This window comes from Streptomyces chilikensis, from assembly GCF_001642695.1.
Lineage (GTDB): Bacteria > Actinomycetota > Actinomycetes > Streptomycetales > Streptomycetaceae > Streptomyces > Streptomyces chilikensis.
The window spans coordinates 4,068,756-4,085,102 of record NZ_LWCC02000005.1 but is presented as its reverse complement, the minus strand read 5'-3'; the positions used below and the strand labels follow the sequence as shown (position 1 = coordinate 4,085,102).

Annotated in this window: 16 protein-coding genes; 3 read left to right on the top strand and 13 right to left on the bottom strand. The window is 74.8% G+C overall.

Translation table 11 applies throughout. The features are described 5' to 3' along the window. The 4 genes from fxsA to A2U95_RS18295 all read right to left on the bottom strand — a co-directional run. On the bottom strand, positions 1-415 hold a 415-nt coding region (gene fxsA, locus A2U95_RS18310; protein WP_166023883.1), incomplete at its 3' end, for an FxsA family membrane protein. Positions 416-441: 26 nt separating this feature from the next. Further along, positions 442-1,239, bottom strand: coding sequence for a polyprenol monophosphomannose synthase (locus A2U95_RS18305; RefSeq protein ID WP_166023881.1), 798 nt, complete (start codon positions 1,237-1,239; stop codon positions 442-444). Between the two features lie 585 nt (positions 1,240-1,824). Next, positions 1,825-3,444, bottom strand: a complete 1,620-nt coding sequence (locus A2U95_RS18300) for an amidohydrolase (protein ID WP_166023879.1) — start codon at positions 3,442-3,444, stop codon at positions 1,825-1,827. Positions 3,445-3,506: 62 nt separating this feature from the next. Beyond that, positions 3,507-3,947 (bottom strand): Lrp/AsnC family transcriptional regulator, encoded by a 441-nt coding sequence (locus tag A2U95_RS18295; RefSeq protein ID WP_151774919.1) that lies wholly within the window; start codon positions 3,945-3,947, stop codon positions 3,507-3,509. A 233-nt stretch (positions 3,948-4,180) separates the two neighbouring features. Between A2U95_RS18295 and A2U95_RS18290 the strand changes: the two genes are divergently transcribed. After that, positions 4,181-4,621, top strand: coding sequence for a hypothetical protein (locus A2U95_RS18290; RefSeq protein ID WP_166023877.1), 441 nt, complete (start codon positions 4,181-4,183; stop codon positions 4,619-4,621). Positions 4,622-4,901: 280 nt separating this feature from the next. Here the strand turns inward: A2U95_RS18290 and A2U95_RS18280 are convergent, their stop codons facing one another. The 3 genes from A2U95_RS18280 to A2U95_RS18270 all read right to left on the bottom strand — a co-directional run bounded on the left by A2U95_RS18280 (position 4,902) and on the right by A2U95_RS18270 (position 8,047). After that, a complete protein-coding gene (locus A2U95_RS18280) occupies positions 4,902-6,083 on the bottom strand; it encodes an acyl-CoA dehydrogenase family protein (protein ID WP_166023875.1) in 1,182 nt (393 codons plus the stop codon). Positions 6,084-6,405: 322 nt separating this feature from the next. After that, positions 6,406-6,549 carry an SCO1431 family membrane protein gene (locus tag A2U95_RS18275; protein WP_166023873.1) on the bottom strand — a complete coding sequence of 48 codons (144 nt, stop codon included), beginning with the start codon at positions 6,547-6,549 and terminating at the stop codon, positions 6,406-6,408. 124 nt (positions 6,550-6,673) lie between these two features. Continuing rightward, positions 6,674-8,047: a peptidase C39 family protein gene (locus A2U95_RS18270; protein ID WP_166023871.1), complete on the bottom strand. Its 1,374-nt coding sequence runs from the start codon at positions 8,045-8,047 to the stop codon at positions 6,674-6,676. A gap of 258 nt (positions 8,048-8,305) precedes the next feature. Here A2U95_RS18270 and A2U95_RS18265 point away from each other — a divergent pair, with 258 nt between their 5' ends. Then, positions 8,306-8,968, top strand: coding sequence for a uridine kinase family protein (locus A2U95_RS18265; protein ID WP_240957359.1), 663 nt, complete (start codon positions 8,306-8,308; stop codon positions 8,966-8,968). A 360-nt stretch (positions 8,969-9,328) separates the two neighbouring features. Then, entirely contained in the window at positions 9,329-11,212 is a 1,884-nt protein-coding gene (locus A2U95_RS18260; RefSeq protein ID WP_240957358.1) for an AAA family ATPase, read from the top strand. A gap of 145 nt (positions 11,213-11,357) precedes the next feature. Here A2U95_RS18260 and A2U95_RS18255 read toward each other — a convergent pair whose 3' ends face one another. The 6 genes from A2U95_RS18255 to ribH all read right to left on the bottom strand — a co-directional run bounded on the left by A2U95_RS18255 (position 11,358) and on the right by ribH (position 16,343). Then, positions 11,358-12,386, bottom strand: a complete 1,029-nt coding sequence (locus A2U95_RS18255; protein WP_166023869.1) for a hemolysin family protein — start codon at positions 12,384-12,386, stop codon at positions 11,358-11,360. Further along, positions 12,383-13,792, bottom strand: a complete 1,410-nt coding sequence (locus A2U95_RS18250) for a hemolysin family protein (protein ID WP_166023867.1) — start codon at positions 13,790-13,792, stop codon at positions 12,383-12,385. The genes A2U95_RS18255 and A2U95_RS18250 overlap by 4 nt, the downstream gene beginning before the upstream one ends. Before the next feature lie 289 nt (positions 13,793-14,081). After that, positions 14,082-14,531, bottom strand: coding sequence for a PH domain-containing protein (locus A2U95_RS18245; RefSeq protein WP_166023865.1), 450 nt, complete (start codon positions 14,529-14,531; stop codon positions 14,082-14,084). A gap of 57 nt (positions 14,532-14,588) precedes the next feature. Next, positions 14,589-15,437 (bottom strand): ATP phosphoribosyltransferase, encoded by an 849-nt coding sequence (gene hisG, locus A2U95_RS18240; RefSeq protein WP_166023863.1) that lies wholly within the window; start codon positions 15,435-15,437, stop codon positions 14,589-14,591. A gap of 115 nt (positions 15,438-15,552) precedes the next feature. Further along, positions 15,553-15,825, bottom strand: a complete 273-nt coding sequence (locus A2U95_RS18235; protein ID WP_108957108.1) for a phosphoribosyl-ATP diphosphatase — start codon at positions 15,823-15,825, stop codon at positions 15,553-15,555. A 32-nt stretch (positions 15,826-15,857) separates the two neighbouring features. After that, positions 15,858-16,343, bottom strand: a complete 486-nt coding sequence (ribH, locus tag A2U95_RS18230; protein ID WP_166023861.1) for a 6,7-dimethyl-8-ribityllumazine synthase — start codon at positions 16,341-16,343, stop codon at positions 15,858-15,860. Positions 16,344-16,347: the final 4 nt, after the last annotated feature.

The following is a 16,347-nucleotide window of genomic DNA, read 5'->3' as shown; positions in this document are numbered from 1 at the left end:
CGAGCAGCAGCAGCCCCGCCACGTCGGTGATCATGCCGGGCACGATCAGCAGGATGCCGCCCAGCATGGTGAGCCCGTTGCCCTCGGTGACCGCGGCGTCCCGGCCGTCCGGCTCCTGCCCGGCCCGCCGGCCGCGCATCGCCGCGTCCAGCGAGCGGAAGGCGCGCCGCCCGGCCCGCTTGACCACCGCGGCGCCCAGCAGCACGCCGGCGGTGAGCAGCAGGAGGACGGCGAGGGCGCCCGCGGCCTCCGCGACCAGCGTCAGCAGCCAGATCTCGAGCACCAGCCACGCGGCCACGCCGAGCGGCACCGCGGTGCGCGCCCGCGACCGGGGCTGCCGGGCCGGGCGCGTGGAGGAGTCGGAGGAGCCGGAGGGGGGTGCGGGCGGGAAGGAGCGCTGAGGGCCGGTCGTCATGCCTCCAGTGTGCCTGGTGGCCCCGTTCAGCCGCGCCGGGGCCGCCCGATGATCCGCCCGGCCCGCTCCCCCACGCCCCAGGCGGTGACCCGCCAGAGCGCCTCGACCAGGATGTCCCGGCTCATCTTGGAGTCGCCGTGCTCCCGCTCCACGAAGGTGATCGGCACCTCGACCACGTGGTAGCCGGCCTTCACCGCGCGCCGGGCCAGGTCGACCTGGAAGCAGTACCCCTGGGAGGCGACGTCGGCGAGCCCGAGCCCCTCCAGGGTGGCACGGCGGAAGGCGCGGAACCCGCCGGTGACGTCGCGGATGGGGACGTCGAGCAGGACCCGGGAGTAGAGGCTGCCGCCGCGGGAGATGAACTCGCGCGAGCGGGGCCAGTTGACGACCCGTCCTCCGGGCACCCACCGGGATCCGAGGACGAGGTCGGCGCCCTTGAGCGCGGTGAGCAGCCGGGGCAGTTCCTCGGGCTGGTGGGAACCGTCGGCGTCCATCTCGACCAGGACGTCGAAGCCGTGCTCCATGCCCCAGCGGAACCCGGCCAGGTAGGCGGCGCCCAGTCCTTCCTTGCCCTTGCGGTGCAGGACCTGGACCCGGTCGTCCTCCACCGCCAGTTCGTCGGCGATCTTGCCGGTCCCGTCCGGGCTGTTGTCGTCGGCGACGAGGACGTGCGCCTCGGGGACGGCGGCCCGGACGCGTCGGACGATGGGCGCGACGTTGTCGGCCTCGTTGTAGGTCGGGATGATCACCAAGGTCTTGCCGAGCGGGCCGAACCGTCTCTCCTGGCCACCCGCGGCGGGAGCGCCGACGCCGTCCTCGTTCACTGCTGCCCTTTCGTCTCCGCGCCGTCGACCGCGCGGAGGCGGGCGCCGTGCGCAGTCAAGTCCCTACGCAGGGGACCACCTTAGTGGGCGGCCCCGGAGCGGACACGACGACGCGACGACACCGGCGCGGGCGGGGCCTGCGGGGACGGACGTCGCCGAGGACCTCCGGGGAGCGGGACGCCGGCAGGCGCCGGGCGGGGGCCGCCGCCCTTCGGGCCGGCCCGGGATCCACCGGCTGCGGATCCGTCGAAGGCCGTTGTCTGTTGAGCGCCGGCACCCCGCCGTGGTCTCACCTGCCGACCGGCCGCGGCCTCCCCCGGGGCGTCACGGCCGCTGGACCTGGCACAGCGGGCCGGTGCGCCGCCCCGGCGCACCGGCCCGACCCAGCGGCGGCGCCACGAGTGCGCGGAGGCTTCCGGTCGGGCGTCCGTTGGTGGACCCGACCGAACCTACCCGCCGTCCGCCACGCCGTGTCAAACCGGGCCGCGGGCGGGCGGGCGGCGCCGGGGAACGTTCCTTCCCGCAGCGGGCAGGGGCACGGCGGGAGGGCGCCGGGCGTCCGGGGCGGACGCCCGGCGCCGGAGCTCACCCGCCCGGCCGCACGAAGACCGTCTCGCCCCCCACCACGGTGCGCAGGCAGACCGGCAGGCCGGTGCCGGGCGTGAGGTCGGGCAGGCCCGGGGTTCCGGAGCGCGGGTCGGTGGACCAGCGGGCCACCCGGTCGTCGGGGGCCTGCACGATCAGCTCCCCGGTGCGCCAGACCGCGTAGTCGGCGGGGGCGCCCGGCACCAGCACACCGGCGTCGTCCCGGCCGATCGCACGCCAGCCGCCGCGGGTGTGGGCCGTGAAGGCGGCGCGGACCGAGACGCGGTGGCCGGGCGTGCGGTGGAACGCGGCGGCGCGGACGGTGCCCCACGGGTCGAGCGGGGTGACCGGGCTGTCGGAGCCGAAGGCGAGGGGCACGCCCGCGCGCAGCATGGCGGCGAACGGGTTGAGGGTGCGGGCCCGCTCGACGCCGAGGCGCTGGGCGTACATGCCGTCGTCGCCGCCCCAGAAGGCGTCGAAGGCGGGCTGCACGGAGGCGGTGAGGCCGAGTTCGGCGAAGGCGGCGATCGTCGCCCCCGTCATCATCTCGGCGTGCTCGACGCGGTGCCGGGCGGCGCGGATCCGGGCGAGGCCGACCTTCTCCGCCGCGGCCCGGACGCCTTCGACCACGGCCGTGACGGCGGCGTCGCCGATGGCGTGGAAGCCCGCCTGGAGTCCCGCCTCGGTGCAGGCGGCCACGTGGGCGGCCACCGCGGCGGCGTCCAGGTAGGGCGTGCCGCTGTGACCGGCGTCGGCGTAGGACTCGTGGAGGCAGGCGGTGTGCGAGCCGAGGGATCCGTCGGCGAAGAGGTCGCCGGCCGCGCCGAGGGCGCCGAGTTCGCGGGCCTTGTCGACGTCCTGCTCCGCCCAGTAGCCGACGACGCGCGGGCCGGGCTCCTCGGCGGCGAGGCGCAGCAGGCCGGTGAAGTCCTCCTCGGAGGAGATGTGCGGGCCGCCGCACTCGTGGAGGGTGCCGATGCCGACGGAGGCGGCGTGGGCCAGGGCGGCGCGCTGGGCCTCGGCGCGCTGGGCGGGGGTGACGGCGCCGAAGGCGGCGGCGCGGACGGCGTGGTGGGCGTCGCCGGTGAGCGGGAGGTCCGCCGCGAAGCCGGTCATGGCGGTGACGCCGGGGACCATGTCGAGCAGCCCGGTGGTCACCACGGCGGAGTGGACGTCCACCCGGGAGAGGTACAGGGGGCGGCCGCCGGTCGCCTCGTCCAGTTCGGCGCGGGCCGGCGGGCGGCCGCCGGGCCAGCGGGCGGCGTCCCAGCCGTGGCCGAGCAGCACCCGGTCGGCGGGGCGGGCGGCGGCGAAGCCGCGGATCGCGTCCAGGGCCGCCTCCAGGGAGGGGGCGCCGGAGAGGTCGAGGCCGGTGAGGGCGAGACCGGTGCTGGTGGTGTGGACGTGGGCGTCGGTGAAGGCCGGGGTGACCAGGGCGCCTTCCAGGTCGACGACCTCGTCGACCCCTTCCGCGAAGGCGTCGGCGGCGCCCTCGGAGCCGACCCAGGCGACGTGGCCGCGTTCGACGACCATGGCGGTGGCGAAGGGGTCGGCGGGGCTGTGGACCTCACCGCCGCGCAGCAGGACGGTGCGGGAGGTCGGGGCGGTGCCATTGCTCATGGGGAACAGTGTCCCGCCCCGCCGGGGCGGGCGGCGCGCGGGGGTGGGGCGGCCCGGACGGGTCAGAGGCGGGGCGGGCGGCTCTCGTAGGGCGTGGAGAGCACCACGGTGGTGCGGGTGGAGACGCCGGCCAGGGCGCGTACCCGGGCGAGCAGTTCCTCCAGCTCGTGCGGGGTGGAGACGCGCACCTTGAGGATGTAGTTCTCGTCACCGGCCACGCTGTGGCAGGCCTCGATCTCCGGAACGCCGGCCAGCCGGTCGGCGATGTCGTCGGGTGCGCTGGGGTCGAAGGGCTTGACCGAGATGAACGCGGTCAGCGGCAGCCCCACCGCCTCGGCGTCGACGACCGCCGCGTAGCCGCGGATGACGCCGCGTTGTTCCAGCCGGCGCACCCGCTGGTGCACGGCCGACGTGGACAGGCCCGTGGCCTTGCCCAGGTCCGTGTAGCTCATCCGCCCGTCCTCGACGAGCAGCCGCACGATCTGTCGGTCCAGCTCCTCCATGCGCAAAAGCTACAGGGCTCGCGATCAGCCGGCACGGACGCGTCCCGTCCACCCGGCCGGCCGAGGCGGCCGGGTGGGCGGTGTGAGGCCTTTGTGCATGACTATGTGACGAAGGACACACTTCCCGGCCGACCTCCATGATGTTCACGTGATTACCCGCCCGGGGTGCAGGGAAATGCTTGCTGTGGTCGAGGCCGCAGAGCCTTACGGCCCAGCCCGAGGGGGAGTACCCGATGCACAGTCTTCAGCGCCCTGGCCGTTCCGCGTCCAGGAGGCCCCAGGTCGTCGAACCCGAGCCGGAGGGCGTCGAACCGGACGCCGCGGACGAGGAGTTCGACGCCTACGACACCTTCGAGATGTACCGGGTGGTCTGCCCGGACTGCGCGCAGCCCATCGCCCTCCTGGCGGACGAGGACGTCCTGCCGGAGCACGCGCTGTGCGCCTCGCCGTGGAACCCGTTCGGCCTGACGGTGTGCCCCGGCACCGGCCGGGCGGCCGCGGAGGCCGAGCCCGCGGACGCGGGGACGGATCCGCAGGAGCAGGAGACCGGCCTGCTGCTCACGCTGCCCGCCGGCCTGGACTGGCGGACGCAGCCCTTCTCGCACGTCGGCGGTCCGGGATCGCGCCCCATGCGCGCGCCGATGACCCGGCGCCACATGGGCCGCGCGGCCTGACCCGGCGCCCGAACTGATGCGCTGACGCCCGGCGGGGTGACGCGTCACCGCCCCGGGCGTTCTCCCGGTATGACCGCAACCTCTTCGGCCACGGCCAGGCGGCGACGCGTGTTCGCCCCGGGCCCGGCGGAGGCGCCGGCGGCCCCGGGGCCCGCGTCCGAGGATCCGCCCATCTACCGCGAGCTGATGCGCAGCTGGGAGGAGGGAGGGCGGACCCTTCCGGGCCGTCACGACCCGGAGTGGACCCGTCTGGCCACCCCGCCGGGCCGGCGCGGGCCCGTCAGCGGGACTCGGGGCCCAGCAGGTGACGGGCGATGACCATCCGCTGGATCTGGTTGGTGCCCTCGACGATCTGCAGCACCTTGGCCTCCCGCATGTGGCGCTCCACCGGGAAGTCCGCGGTGTAGCCGTAGCCGCCGAGGACCTGGACGGCGTCGGTGGTGACCTTCATGGCGGCGTCGGTGCAGAACAGCTTCGCCATGGCCGCCTGCCGGGAGAACGGCCGCCCGGCGTCCCGCAGCCGCGCCGCGGCCAGGTAGAGGGAACGGCCCGCCTCGACCTGGGTCGCCATGTCGGCGAGCAGGAAGCGCAGTCCCTGGAAGTCGCCGATCGGGCGGCCGAACTGGCGCCGTTCGCCGGCGTAGGCGGTGGCGGCGTCCAGCGCCGCCTGGGCCACTCCGATCGCGCAGGCGGCGATGCCGAGCCGGCCGGAGTCGAGGGCGGCGAGGGCGATGGCGAAGCCCTGGCCCTCCTCCCCGATCCGGCGGTCGTCGCCGAGCCGGACGCCGTCGAAGTGGACCTGGGCGGTGGGCGAGCCCTTCATGCCCATCTTCTTCTCGGGCGCGGCCGCGCCCAGGCCGGGCGCGTCGCCCGGGACCAGGAAGGCGGTGATCCCGCGGGGGCCCTCGCCGCCGGTGCGGGCCATCAGCGTGTAGAAGTCGGCGACGCCGCCGTGGGTGATCCACGCCTTGGTGCCCTCGACCACCCAGTCGCCGTCGGCGCCCTCGCGGACGGCGCGGGTGCGCAGCGAGGCGGCGTCGGATCCGGAGGCGGGCTCGGAGAGGCAGTAGGCGCCCAGCAGGCCGCCGCCGAGCATGGCGGGCAGGTGCTCCAGCCGCTGCTGCTTGGTGCCGAAGTGGGCCAGCGCGTGGCAGGAGAGCGTGTGCACGCTCACTCCGAGGCCGACGGTGAGCCGGGCCGCGGCCAGCTCCTCCAGGACCTGGAGGTAGACCTCGTAGGGCTGCTCGCCGCCTCCGTACTCCGCGGAGTAGGGCAGCCCGAGCAGTCCGGAGGCGGAGAGCAGGGTGAACAGTTCCCGGGGGAACGTCCCCGTGTCCTCCTCGTCGGCCGCCTTGGGGGCGATCTCGCGCTGGGCGATCTCGCGGACCAGGGCCAGCAGGTCCCGGGCCTCCTCGGTGGGCAGCGCGCGGTCGACCGGCTGCGGGGCACCGTGATCGGTCATGGCGGTGTTCTCCTCCCTGTACGGGCGCAGGGCGGGCGACCGTGTGGATGACACGGGTCCCGCCGGCTCACGGGCAGGGCCGACGCCCTCCCGGGTCACGGAAGAAAACGGCAGGTCGGCGGCTGCGCGCTGTGAGTATGCCCGGTCGCCGCCGCCGCGTCACCGGTTAACGGTCGCTTACTTGTAACGGATGGGAAACATGTCCCCGGACGGCGGGAGGACCGCGGCGGGAGGCGCGGGGAAAGCAGTGGAGCCCGGCCGGTGGCCGGGCTCCGCTGCCGCTGTTCCCGCGGGTCGTTTCCGCCGCTGTCCTCGTACCGGGTCAGACCAGGCCGAGCTGGGTGACCAGCATGGCCATCACGGCGACCAGGACCCAGCCGGCGATGTGCTCGACGAGGTCGTTGTCGTCGTCGTCCTTCGGGCCGCCGGTGAGGGTGCGGGTCAGGGTGGCAGTCGCTGCGCTCATGGTCTCTCGCTCGGGTCGCGTGCGGTGGTTCCCCCCGGGAGCCGGCCGTGCGGCCGGACCCGTCCCTCCACCATGCCATCGCCCCGGCCCCTCGGGGCGGAGAGCTTCGTCACAGAACCGCAGGTCAGCGGATTCCCACCGCCTCCAGCGCCTTGCGCTGCGCGGGCGTGGGGACGGCCGGGAAGTACAGGTAGCAGACGCCGCCCGTGCCGGAGACCACACGCCCGCTCGCGTTGTACCGCTTGGTACGGAGCCAGATGTTCTCGAATTCACGGCGCTTGTAGACGCGGCGGACCGCCTCGTTGCTCGGTGAGGCCGGGTCGTTGGCGATGACGTCGCCGTCGGCGGTGAAGCCGATCACCGTCATCAGGTGGCCCGCGGTGCCGTATCCGGCGCCGGTGAGCTCGGCCGCCAGGAAGGACTGGGACGTGATGGCGGGGATGCCGGCCGCGATCAGCCGCTCCAGGTCGGCGAGCGACTCCAGCCGGGTCACCACGCCCTGCAGGCCGGGGTAGGTGGCGGCGTAGGCGGCGTTGAAGGGCCAGTTGCCGCAGCCCTGGTACTGGTGGTCGTAGGTGAAGCGGGCCGCGTGGCAGACCTGCGGGTCGGCGAACTCGGGGTTCACCCAGGCGAGTTGTTCGGCGGTGGGCTTCCGGCCCCAGTACTCGATGATCATCTGCGAGGAGGTGGGGCTGCACCAGGCCTCGCCGCCGTTGTCGTACTCGGGGTACTGGCCGATGTGGGTGTTCTGCGAGTAGCGCGGCACCGGCAGCTCACGGGCCACGCGCGGCGCGGAGGCGGGGACGGTGAAGCGGTCCGGGACGTCGGAGCCCATCGCGCCGAGCCGCCACACGGTGGGCGTGGCCGTCGAGCCGGGGCGGCGGTGGAGGATGAGGCGCAGGCGGTAGGAGACCAGACGCAGCCCGGTGGAGGCGTCGTCGACCGAGAGGGTGTCGGTCCAGACGGTGCTCCTGCCGTCGGTCTGGTCGTCCACCGAGGTGCGGCGGACGTCCTGGTCGCCGGCGGCCCAGCGGCCCATCACGTACCAGGGGGTGTCGGTTCCGTCGTTGTACCTGCCCCGGAGCTCCACCTGGATCCAGGTGCCCTCCGGGGTGTCGGCGTTCCAGCTGGGGATGACCTCGGTCGCGGGGACCTCGAGGCGGTGCGACGGGGAGGTCCAGGTGGCGTATTCCCAGGAGGCGGTGGTCCCGGTGTGCGGGTCGGTGTACTCGGTGACGCCGGCCGGGGTGGCGAGGGCCACTCCGGGGCGGGCGCCGGACACGGTGCGCATGCCGTCGGCGCGGCCCTCGCGCCAGTCGGCGTAGGTGACCCAGGCCCGGTTGTCCACCAGGCCCCCGGCGGCGGCCGTGTCGGCCTCGGCGGCGCGGGGGTCCGCGTCGGAGGCGGCCGCCGGAACGGCGGCGGCCCCGGTGACGGCCGCGGCGACCGCCGCGGCGAGAACGGTTCTGCGGGACGGCTGTTGGGCTCTGTTGCTCATGGCTGATCGGCCCCCAGGGGTGCGAGTCGGGTGATGGTGTCCGCGGCTCCGGGAACCCACTATGGCCACGCCGCCCGCCGCCGATCCAGTACCTGGGCCGTTCCGGCCGGCGGCGACATTGGTGTCGACCTCTGGCGACGGCGCCGTGCCGGCTCCGGCGGCCCGGCCCGGCGCCGGCGCCGCGGCCCGGCGGCGTGGCCCGCGCCCGCACCCGCGGCCGGGCGGCCCCGGCACGGCGCCGCGGCCTAGAGTGGAACCGTGTTCGACGCCCTCGCCTCCGCCCTGCTCCGGCTGCCGCCGTCCTGCGGCCCGGTGCGGCTGATCGGGGTCGACGGGCACGCCGGGTCCGGGAAGACCACCTTCGCCGCCCGCCTGGCGGAGGCGCTCGGGGGCGCTCCGGTGCTCCATCTCGACGACATCGCCACCCACCGGGAGCTGTTCTCCTGGACCGCGCGGTTCGCCTCCGAGGTGCTGGAGCCGCTGCGGGAGGGGCGCACGGCCCGGTACGCGCCCTACGACTGGTCCGGCCGCCGCTTCGGTGCGCCCCGTTCGCTGCCCCCGGCCCCCGCAGTGGTCGTCGAGGGGGTCGGGGCCGGCCGGCGCGCCCTGCGCCCGCACCTGGCCCGCCTGATATGGGCGGATCTGCCGGCCGAGGAGTCCTGGCGGCGCGGCCGCCTGCGCGACGGCGAGGAGCAGCGCGACTTCTGGGACGGGTGGGAGGCCGCCGAGCGCGCGCACTTCGCCCGCGATCCCTCACGCCCCCACGCACACCTGTTGGTCCGTCAAGTGCCTTGTGGATACGAGCTGTCGGAAGGCCCCGCCCTCACTTTCCTCACGGTGGGTGACGGGTCGTCGGCAGCACGCGATCCCTCCCTCCCGGGGCGGCGCGGAACCTCGGACCGGGACGTCGACACCGCTTGACCCCGGGACCGTGCAGGTCTTACGTTCTCCATGCACGGCCCGTTCACGGCCGTCCGCACGCACGAAGCCCCCGGTTGTTCCCCCGTGACCGGGGGCTTCGTTCTGCCCGGAGCCGGTTTTCCGGACTCCCCGCACCCCGGTTCCCTCACTGTGCGTGACCGCGCGGTCGACGCAACGGTGCGCCGGTGATGCCCCGAGCGCCCTCGTCGCGCCCGTAGGGCCACCACGGCCCCATGGGTACGATGCCTTCGGTGCGTCCGTCGGCCCGCCGCCGCGCGGCCCGAACGAGGCCTGTGGGCGGGCGGTTCGGCCGAGGCGGCGGCCGGGGCCGGCCCGGCGGCGAAGGACGGGGCACGGTTTGTGGGGGACGACGACGTGAGGGAATTCGGCGCGCGGGGACCCGGCGACCCCGCCGACCTTGCCTGGCTGCGAGGGGTGGACGCCTACACCATGGGCGCCTACCCGCAGGCGGAGGAGGAGTTCCGCGTCGCGGTGCGCCTCGACCCCGGCATGGCGGACGCCTGGCTCGGACTGCACGCGCTGCGGGCCGACACGACGACCGCGCTGCTGCGGATGCACCAGTACCGCGACCGGTTCGGGGAGCAGCGCACCCGGCACGGCCGGCCGCTCAACTCCTGGTACTGGCTGGGCTGGTGGGTGCAGCCGGTGCTGGAGAGCCGTCGCGACCTGCTGCTGGCGCACGCCTCGCACTGGCTGGACGGCCGCCACGTCCCCGAACTCGACCGCGCCCTGGGCGGATTACCGTCCGCCGAGTCCGATCCCCAGGTCCGTTTCCTGCACGCCTGCCGCGCCTACCTGGTGAAGGACTGGGAGCAACTCGTCCGGCGGACCGACCCGTTGCTCGACGACCCGTCGCTGGGCATCGAGGCCAGGCTGTTCGGCGGCATGGCCCGGGTCCGGCTGGAGATGTACGGGCAGGCGGAGCCGCTGCTGTCGGCGGCGCTGATGCGCTGCCGCAGCGAGCAGCCGCAGCGCAAGGAGCTGCGCTACTGGCTGGCCCGGGCGCACGAGGGCACCGGCCGGACCGCGGCCGCGCTGCCGCTCTACCGCGCCGTGCACCATGTCGACCCGTCGTTCATGGACACCGCCGCCCGGCTGGCGGCGATCTCCGAGGAGGACGGATGGGACGAGGACGCGGAGCTGGGCATGGAGGGCTACGCGGGTTTCCCCCTCCCGGCCGCCGCCGACGGCGCGGAGGGCCTGGACCCGCTGGCCGGCACGGCGGGACGGGACGTGGGGGTGAAGGTCTCCGACCCGGACGCCGGGGTGTCGCCGGTGTCCTCGCCGGACACCGTGCGGGAGAAGGCGTTCGTCCCGCTGCAGCCGTTCCCGCCGGGGCCGGCCGATCCGGTGCTGCTGGAGGAGGCGCTGGAGGAGCTGGAGCGGATGGTCGGCCTGGAGCCGGTCAAGCGGCAGGTGAAGGCCCTGTCGGCCCAGCTCAACATGGCGCGGCTGCGCGCCGAGCGGGGGCTGCCGGTGCGGCCGCCGAAGCGGCACTTCGTCTTCTCCGGGCCGTCGGGCACCGGCAAGACCACGGTGGCCCGGATACTCGGGCGGGTCTTCTACGCGCTGGGACTGCTCGGCGGGGACCATCTGGTCGAGGCCCAACGGGCCGATCTGGTGGGCGAGTTCCTCGGCCAGACCGCCGTGAAGGCCAATGAGCTGATCGACTCCGCGCTGGGCGGGGTGCTCTTCGTCGACGAGGCGTACGCGCTGGTCAACACCGGGTACGGCAAGGGCGACGCCTACGGCGACGAGGCGCTGCAGGTGCTGCTGAAGCGGGCGGAGGACAACCGGGACCACCTGGTGGTGATACTCGCCGGCTACCCCGAGGGGATGGACCGGCTGCTGGCCGCCAACCCCGGGCTGTCCTCCCGGTTCACCACGCGGGTGGACTTCCCCTCCTACCGGCCCGACGAGCTCTGCGAGATCGGCAAGGTGCTCGCCGGGGAGAACGGCGACGGCTGGGACGAGGAGGCGCTGGAGGAGCTGCTGTCGATCAGCACCCACGTGGTCGGGCAGGGGTGGATCGACGAGCTGGGCAACGGGCGGTTCCTGCGCACGCTGTACGAGAAGAGCTGCGCGTACCGGGATCTGCGGCTGTCGGCGGTCCCGGGGACGGCGGAGCTGTCGCGGGAGGACCTGTCGACGCTGCGGCTGCCGGATCTGATGCAGGCGTACGGGGAGGTGCTCTCCGGCCGCGAGCCGGCCGGTCCCGAGTAGACGGGCCGGACCGGCGGACCCGCGGGCCGCCGGGCCCTGTGGCCCGGCGGCCCGCGGGAAGGACCGGTGTCCCTCCCGCGGGCCGGCGCGCCGCGGGAGGGCGGCACCGCGGGGCGCGGGGCGGCCGCACCGCCCGGGACGGCCGCTAGGACGGCACCCGGTGGGCCGGGTCGCGGACCTCGCCGACGAGGAGTTCGAGGACGTCCTCCAGGGCGACCAGCCCCACCGCGCGCCCCGTCGCGTCGGTGACCGCCGCGAGGTGGGCGGCGGCCCGCCGCATCACGGTGAGCGCGTCGTCCAGCGGCAGGGTGCCCGGCAGCTCGGTCATCCGGCGGCGGACCCTGGGCGGGACCGGTCCGTCCGCGTCGTCCAGGTCGAGCACGTCCTTGACGTGCAGGTAGCCCAGGAAGACGCCGCCCTCCCCCACCACCGGGAACCGCGAGTACCCGGTGCGCGCGGTGAGCGCGACCACCTCGCCCGGGGTGACCGAGGGGCCGACGGTGACCAGGGACTCGATCGGCAGCAGCACGTCCGTCACCGGGCGCGAACCCAGTTCGAGGGCGTCCTCGAGCCGCTCGGCGTCCTCCGGGTCGAGCAGGCCGGCCTGGCCGGAGTCCTCCACCAGCCGGTTGAGCTGCTCGCTGGTGAAGACCGCCTCGACCTCGTCCTTCGGCTCCACCCGGAACAGCCGCAGGACCGCCCCCGCGCAGGCGCCCAGGGCGGAGGTGACCGGTCCGCACAGCCGCGCGAAGGCGACCAGCCCCGGTGCCAGCCACAGCGCGGCCTTCTCGGGGGCGGCCATCGCCAGGTTCTTCGGCACCATCTCGCCGATCACCAGGTGGAAGAAGACCACCACGGCGAGGGCGAGGGCGTAGCCCAGCGGGTGGACCATGGCCTCCGGCAGGCGGACCGCCGTGAACACCGGCTCCAGCAGGTGCGCCACGGTGGGCTCGGCGACCGCGCCCAGGGTGAGCGAGCAGACGGTGATGCCGAACTGGGCGGCGGCCATCATCCGCGGCAGGTGCTCCAGCCCGTACAGGACCTGCCGGGCACGGGCGGTGCCCAGCGGTTCGACCTGGCTGCGCCGCACCGAGACCAGCGCGAACTCGGCCCCCACGAAGAAGCCGTTGCCCAGCACCAGCAGGGCCGCGAGGAGCAGTTGCAGCGCGCTCACCGGACGGCCTCCGCGAGCGGTCCGCGGGGCGCGGCCGGCCGGCCCTCGACGGGTACGGCGAGCACGCCGGGCGCACCCGCCGGCGCCGCCGCGGTTCCCGCCCTGAGCAGCCGGACCCGCTCGGCCCGGTTGTGGCCGACCCGGAGGACCCGCAGCCGCCAGCCCGGCAGCTCCACGGTGTCGCCCTCGGCCGGGATGCGCCCGAGCAGGTCGGCGACGAGTCCGGCCACCGTCTCGTAGGGCCCCTCGGGCACCCGGAGTCCGGCCCGGCCCAGCACGTCGATCCGGCAGCCGCCGTCGGCGTCCCAGGCGGGCGCGCCGTCCTCGGCGGGGGCGGGGGCGAGTTCGGGCAGGTCCAGCCCGTCGTGCTCGTCGCGGACCTCGCCGACCAGTTCCTCGACGATGTCCTCCAGGGTGACCACGCCGGCCGTGCCGCCGTACTCGTCGACCACCACCGCGATCGGCTGCTCGCCGCGCAGCCGGGTCAGCAGGGGCCGTACCGGGAGGGTCTCGGGGACCAGCAGCGCGGGCCGGCACATCCGGGTCACCGGGGTGCGCAGCCGCTCGGCGGCGGGCACGGCGAGCGCGTCCTTCAGGTGGGCCATGCCGACGATCTCGTCGATCCGCTCCCGGTAGACCGGAAAGCGGGAGAGGCCGGTGGCCCGGGTCAGGTTGATCACGTCCTCGGCGGTGGCCGAGGCCTGCAGGGCGGCGACCCGCACCCGCGGGGTCATCACGTGCTGGGCGGTCAGCTCGCCCAGGGAGAGGGTGGCCAGGGTGCGCACGAACAGGTCGGCGGTGTCCTGTTCGAGGGCGCCGGCCCGGGCGGAGTGCCGGGCCAGCGAGACCAGTTCGCCGGGGGTGCGGGCGGAGGCCAGCTCGTCGGCGGGTTCGAAGCCCAGGGCGCGCACCAGCCGGTTGGCGACCGCGTTGAGCCCGGCGATCACCGGGCGGAACAGGCGGGCGAACCGGTGCTGGGGGCCGGCCACGAAGCGGGCCACCTGGAGCGGCCGGGAGACCGCCCAGTTCTTGGGCACCAGCTCGCCGATCACCATCTGCACCGCGGAGGCGAGCAGCATGCCCACCGCCACGCAGACGCCGGGGACGATGCCCTCGGGCAGGCCCAGGGCGGTGAACGGGCCGTGCAGCAGTCCGGCGAGCGCCGGCTCGGCGAGCATGCCGACGACCAGGGAGGTGAGGGTGATGCCGAGTTGGGTGCCGGAGAGCTGGAACGACAGTTCCTTGAGGGAGTCGACCACGCGCCGGGCGCGCCGGTCGCCCTCGGCGGCCGCGCGCTCCGCCTCGGGGCGGTCGACGGTCACCAGGCCGAACTCGGCGGCCACGAAGAATCCGTTGGCCAGGATCAGCAGGAAGGCGGCTGCCAGGAGCAGCAGGGGGATGGTCATGTGGCCGCCGCCTCCGCGATGCCGCGGAACGGGTCCGCGTCAGGTCGGGCAGGGGCGGCGCAGGTACTGCAGGACGGTCCGTCCATCGCCGGAGTACGTCACTCCTCGGATCGCAGGAGCCCCCCGGGTGCCCGGGCGCCGGCCGGCGGGCCGCGCAGGGCTCGGGGGCGGGGGCGTCACCGTGACGTCCCCGCCCACAGGTTAATCAAGAGGAGCCGCTTCGTGGCAGGGTCGACTGCGCCGGGCGGGGGGCGCCGGCTCCTCCGCGCGCCCCCGCGGCCGGGGTGCGTCAGGCGCGGTCGGCCCCGGACCTGGCCTCCACCAGGGCCCGCAGGGCACGGGCGTCACGCAGGGCCTGCTCCCGGGCCATGCCGGGCTGGATGCCGAGAACGGGCAGGCTGGTGCCGTCGGAGAGGTCGAGGAAGACCCACGGGTCGCCCGGCCGCAGCCGGACCTGGAGGATCTCCGCCCAGTCCAGCCGCCGGCTCGACGCGATGTTGACCACCGTCACGCCGGCCCCGTCGGCGAGGACCCGGGGGCGGGCCAGCACCCACAGGACCGCGAACACCAGTGCACCGGTGAGGACGAAGCTCAGCCGCTCACCCGGGCCGAGGCCGGGGAGCAGCAGGGCGACGACCGTGAGGACCGCGAGCATCGCGGCGCCGAGCGCCAGCAGCACCGTACGGGTGCGGGCGGGCCGGAAGGTGACGGGGAGCTCGGGCGGGGCCGGCGTGGTCATGCGGTCTTCCTCGTGTCCTCGGGCGGGCGCGACGGCCCTCTGGGGGCCGGGGCGGCCTCAGAGGCGGCAGGCGTGGATGGCGGTGGTCAGGATGGCGCGGGCGCCGATGTCGTAGAGGTCGTCCATGATCTTCTGCGCGTCGGCGGAGGGGACCATGGCGCGGACCGCGACCCAGCCCTCGTTGTGCAGCGGGGAGACGGTCGGGGACTCCAGGCCGGGGGTGAGCGCGACGGCCTTCTCCAGCTGCTCGACCCGGCAGTCGTAGTCCATCATGACGTAGGTCCTGGCCACCAGGACGCCCTGGAGGCGGCGCAGGAACTGCTGGACCTTGGGATCGCCGGCGTCGGCGCCGGTGCGGCGCACCACCACGGCCTCGGACTTCATGATGGGGTCGCCGAAGACCTCCAGGCCCGCGTTGCGCAGCGAGGTGCCGGTCTCCACGACGTCGGCGACGACCTCGGCGACGCCCAGCTCGATGGCGGTCTCCACCGCGCCGTCGAGGTGGACCACGGAGGCGTCGACGCCCTGTTCGGCGAGGTACTTGCCGACGATGCCCTCGTAGGAGGTGGCGACGGTCCTGCCGGCGAGGTCCGACAGGTCCTTCACCGCGCCGGGCTTGGCGGCGAACCGGAAGGTGGAGCGGGCGAAGCCCAGGGGGAGGATCTCCTCGGCGTCGGCGCCGGAGTCGATCAGCAGGTCGCGGCCGGTGACGCCGATGTCGAGGCGGCCGGAGGAGACGTAGATCGCGATGTCCCGGGGGCGGAGGTAGAAGAACTCCACCTCGTTGACCGGGTCGACGATCCGCAGCTCCTTGGACTCCCGGCGCTGCTGGTAGCCGGCCTCATGCAGCATGGCCGCCGCAGGGCCGGAGAGGGAACCCTTGTTGGGGACGGCGATGCGCAGCATGGGAAGGCTTCCTTCGGTCGATCGGTGGGGTGTCGCGGACGGTGCGGGCGGACGGACGGGACCGGCGCCACGGGGCGGCGCCGGACGGGCGCGGGGACGCACGGGGCGGGGCGGCCTAGAGGTGGGCGTACACGTCGTCCAGGGAGATTCCCCGGGCGACCATCATCACCTGTACGTGGTACAGGAGCTGGGAGATCTCCTCGGCGGCGGCTTCCTTGCTCTCGTGCTCGGCCGCCATCCAGACCTCGGCGGCCTCCTCGACCACCTTCTTGCCGATGGCGTGGACGCCCTTGTCCACCAGCTCGGCGGTGCGGGAGGTGGCGGGGTCGCCGTGCGCGGCCTTGTGCTGGAGCTCGGTGAAGAGCTCCTCGAAAGTCTTCTTGGACATGGTGGTCTTACCCTACGCGTCCCCGGGAGCTGTCACCGCCAGGGTTCGGATACTGAACGCAGGGTGGTCGCGGTGGCGACGGCCGCGGTGACGGCCTCGTGGCCCTTGTCCTCGTTCGAGCCGGGCAGGCCGGCGCGGTCCAGGGCCTGCTCCTCGGTGTCGCAGGTGAGCACGCCGAAGCCGATCGGGACGCCGGTCTCCACGGAGACCTGGACGAGTCCCTGGGTCACGCCCTGGCACACGTAGTCGAAGTGCGGGGTGCCGCCGCGGATGACGACGCCGAGGGCGACCACCGCGTCGTAGCCGCGCTGGGCCAGGACCTTCGCGACGACGGGGAGTTCGAAGCTGCCGGGGACCCGCAGCAGGGTGGGCTCGGTGATCCCGAGGTCGGTCAGGGCGCGCAGGGCGCCGTCGACCAGTCCGTCCATGACCTTGTCGTGCCACTGCGCCGCCACGACGGCGACCCGCAGGTCTCCGCAGTTCTCGACGGTCAGTTCGGGTGCGCCCTTGCCGCTCACGTTC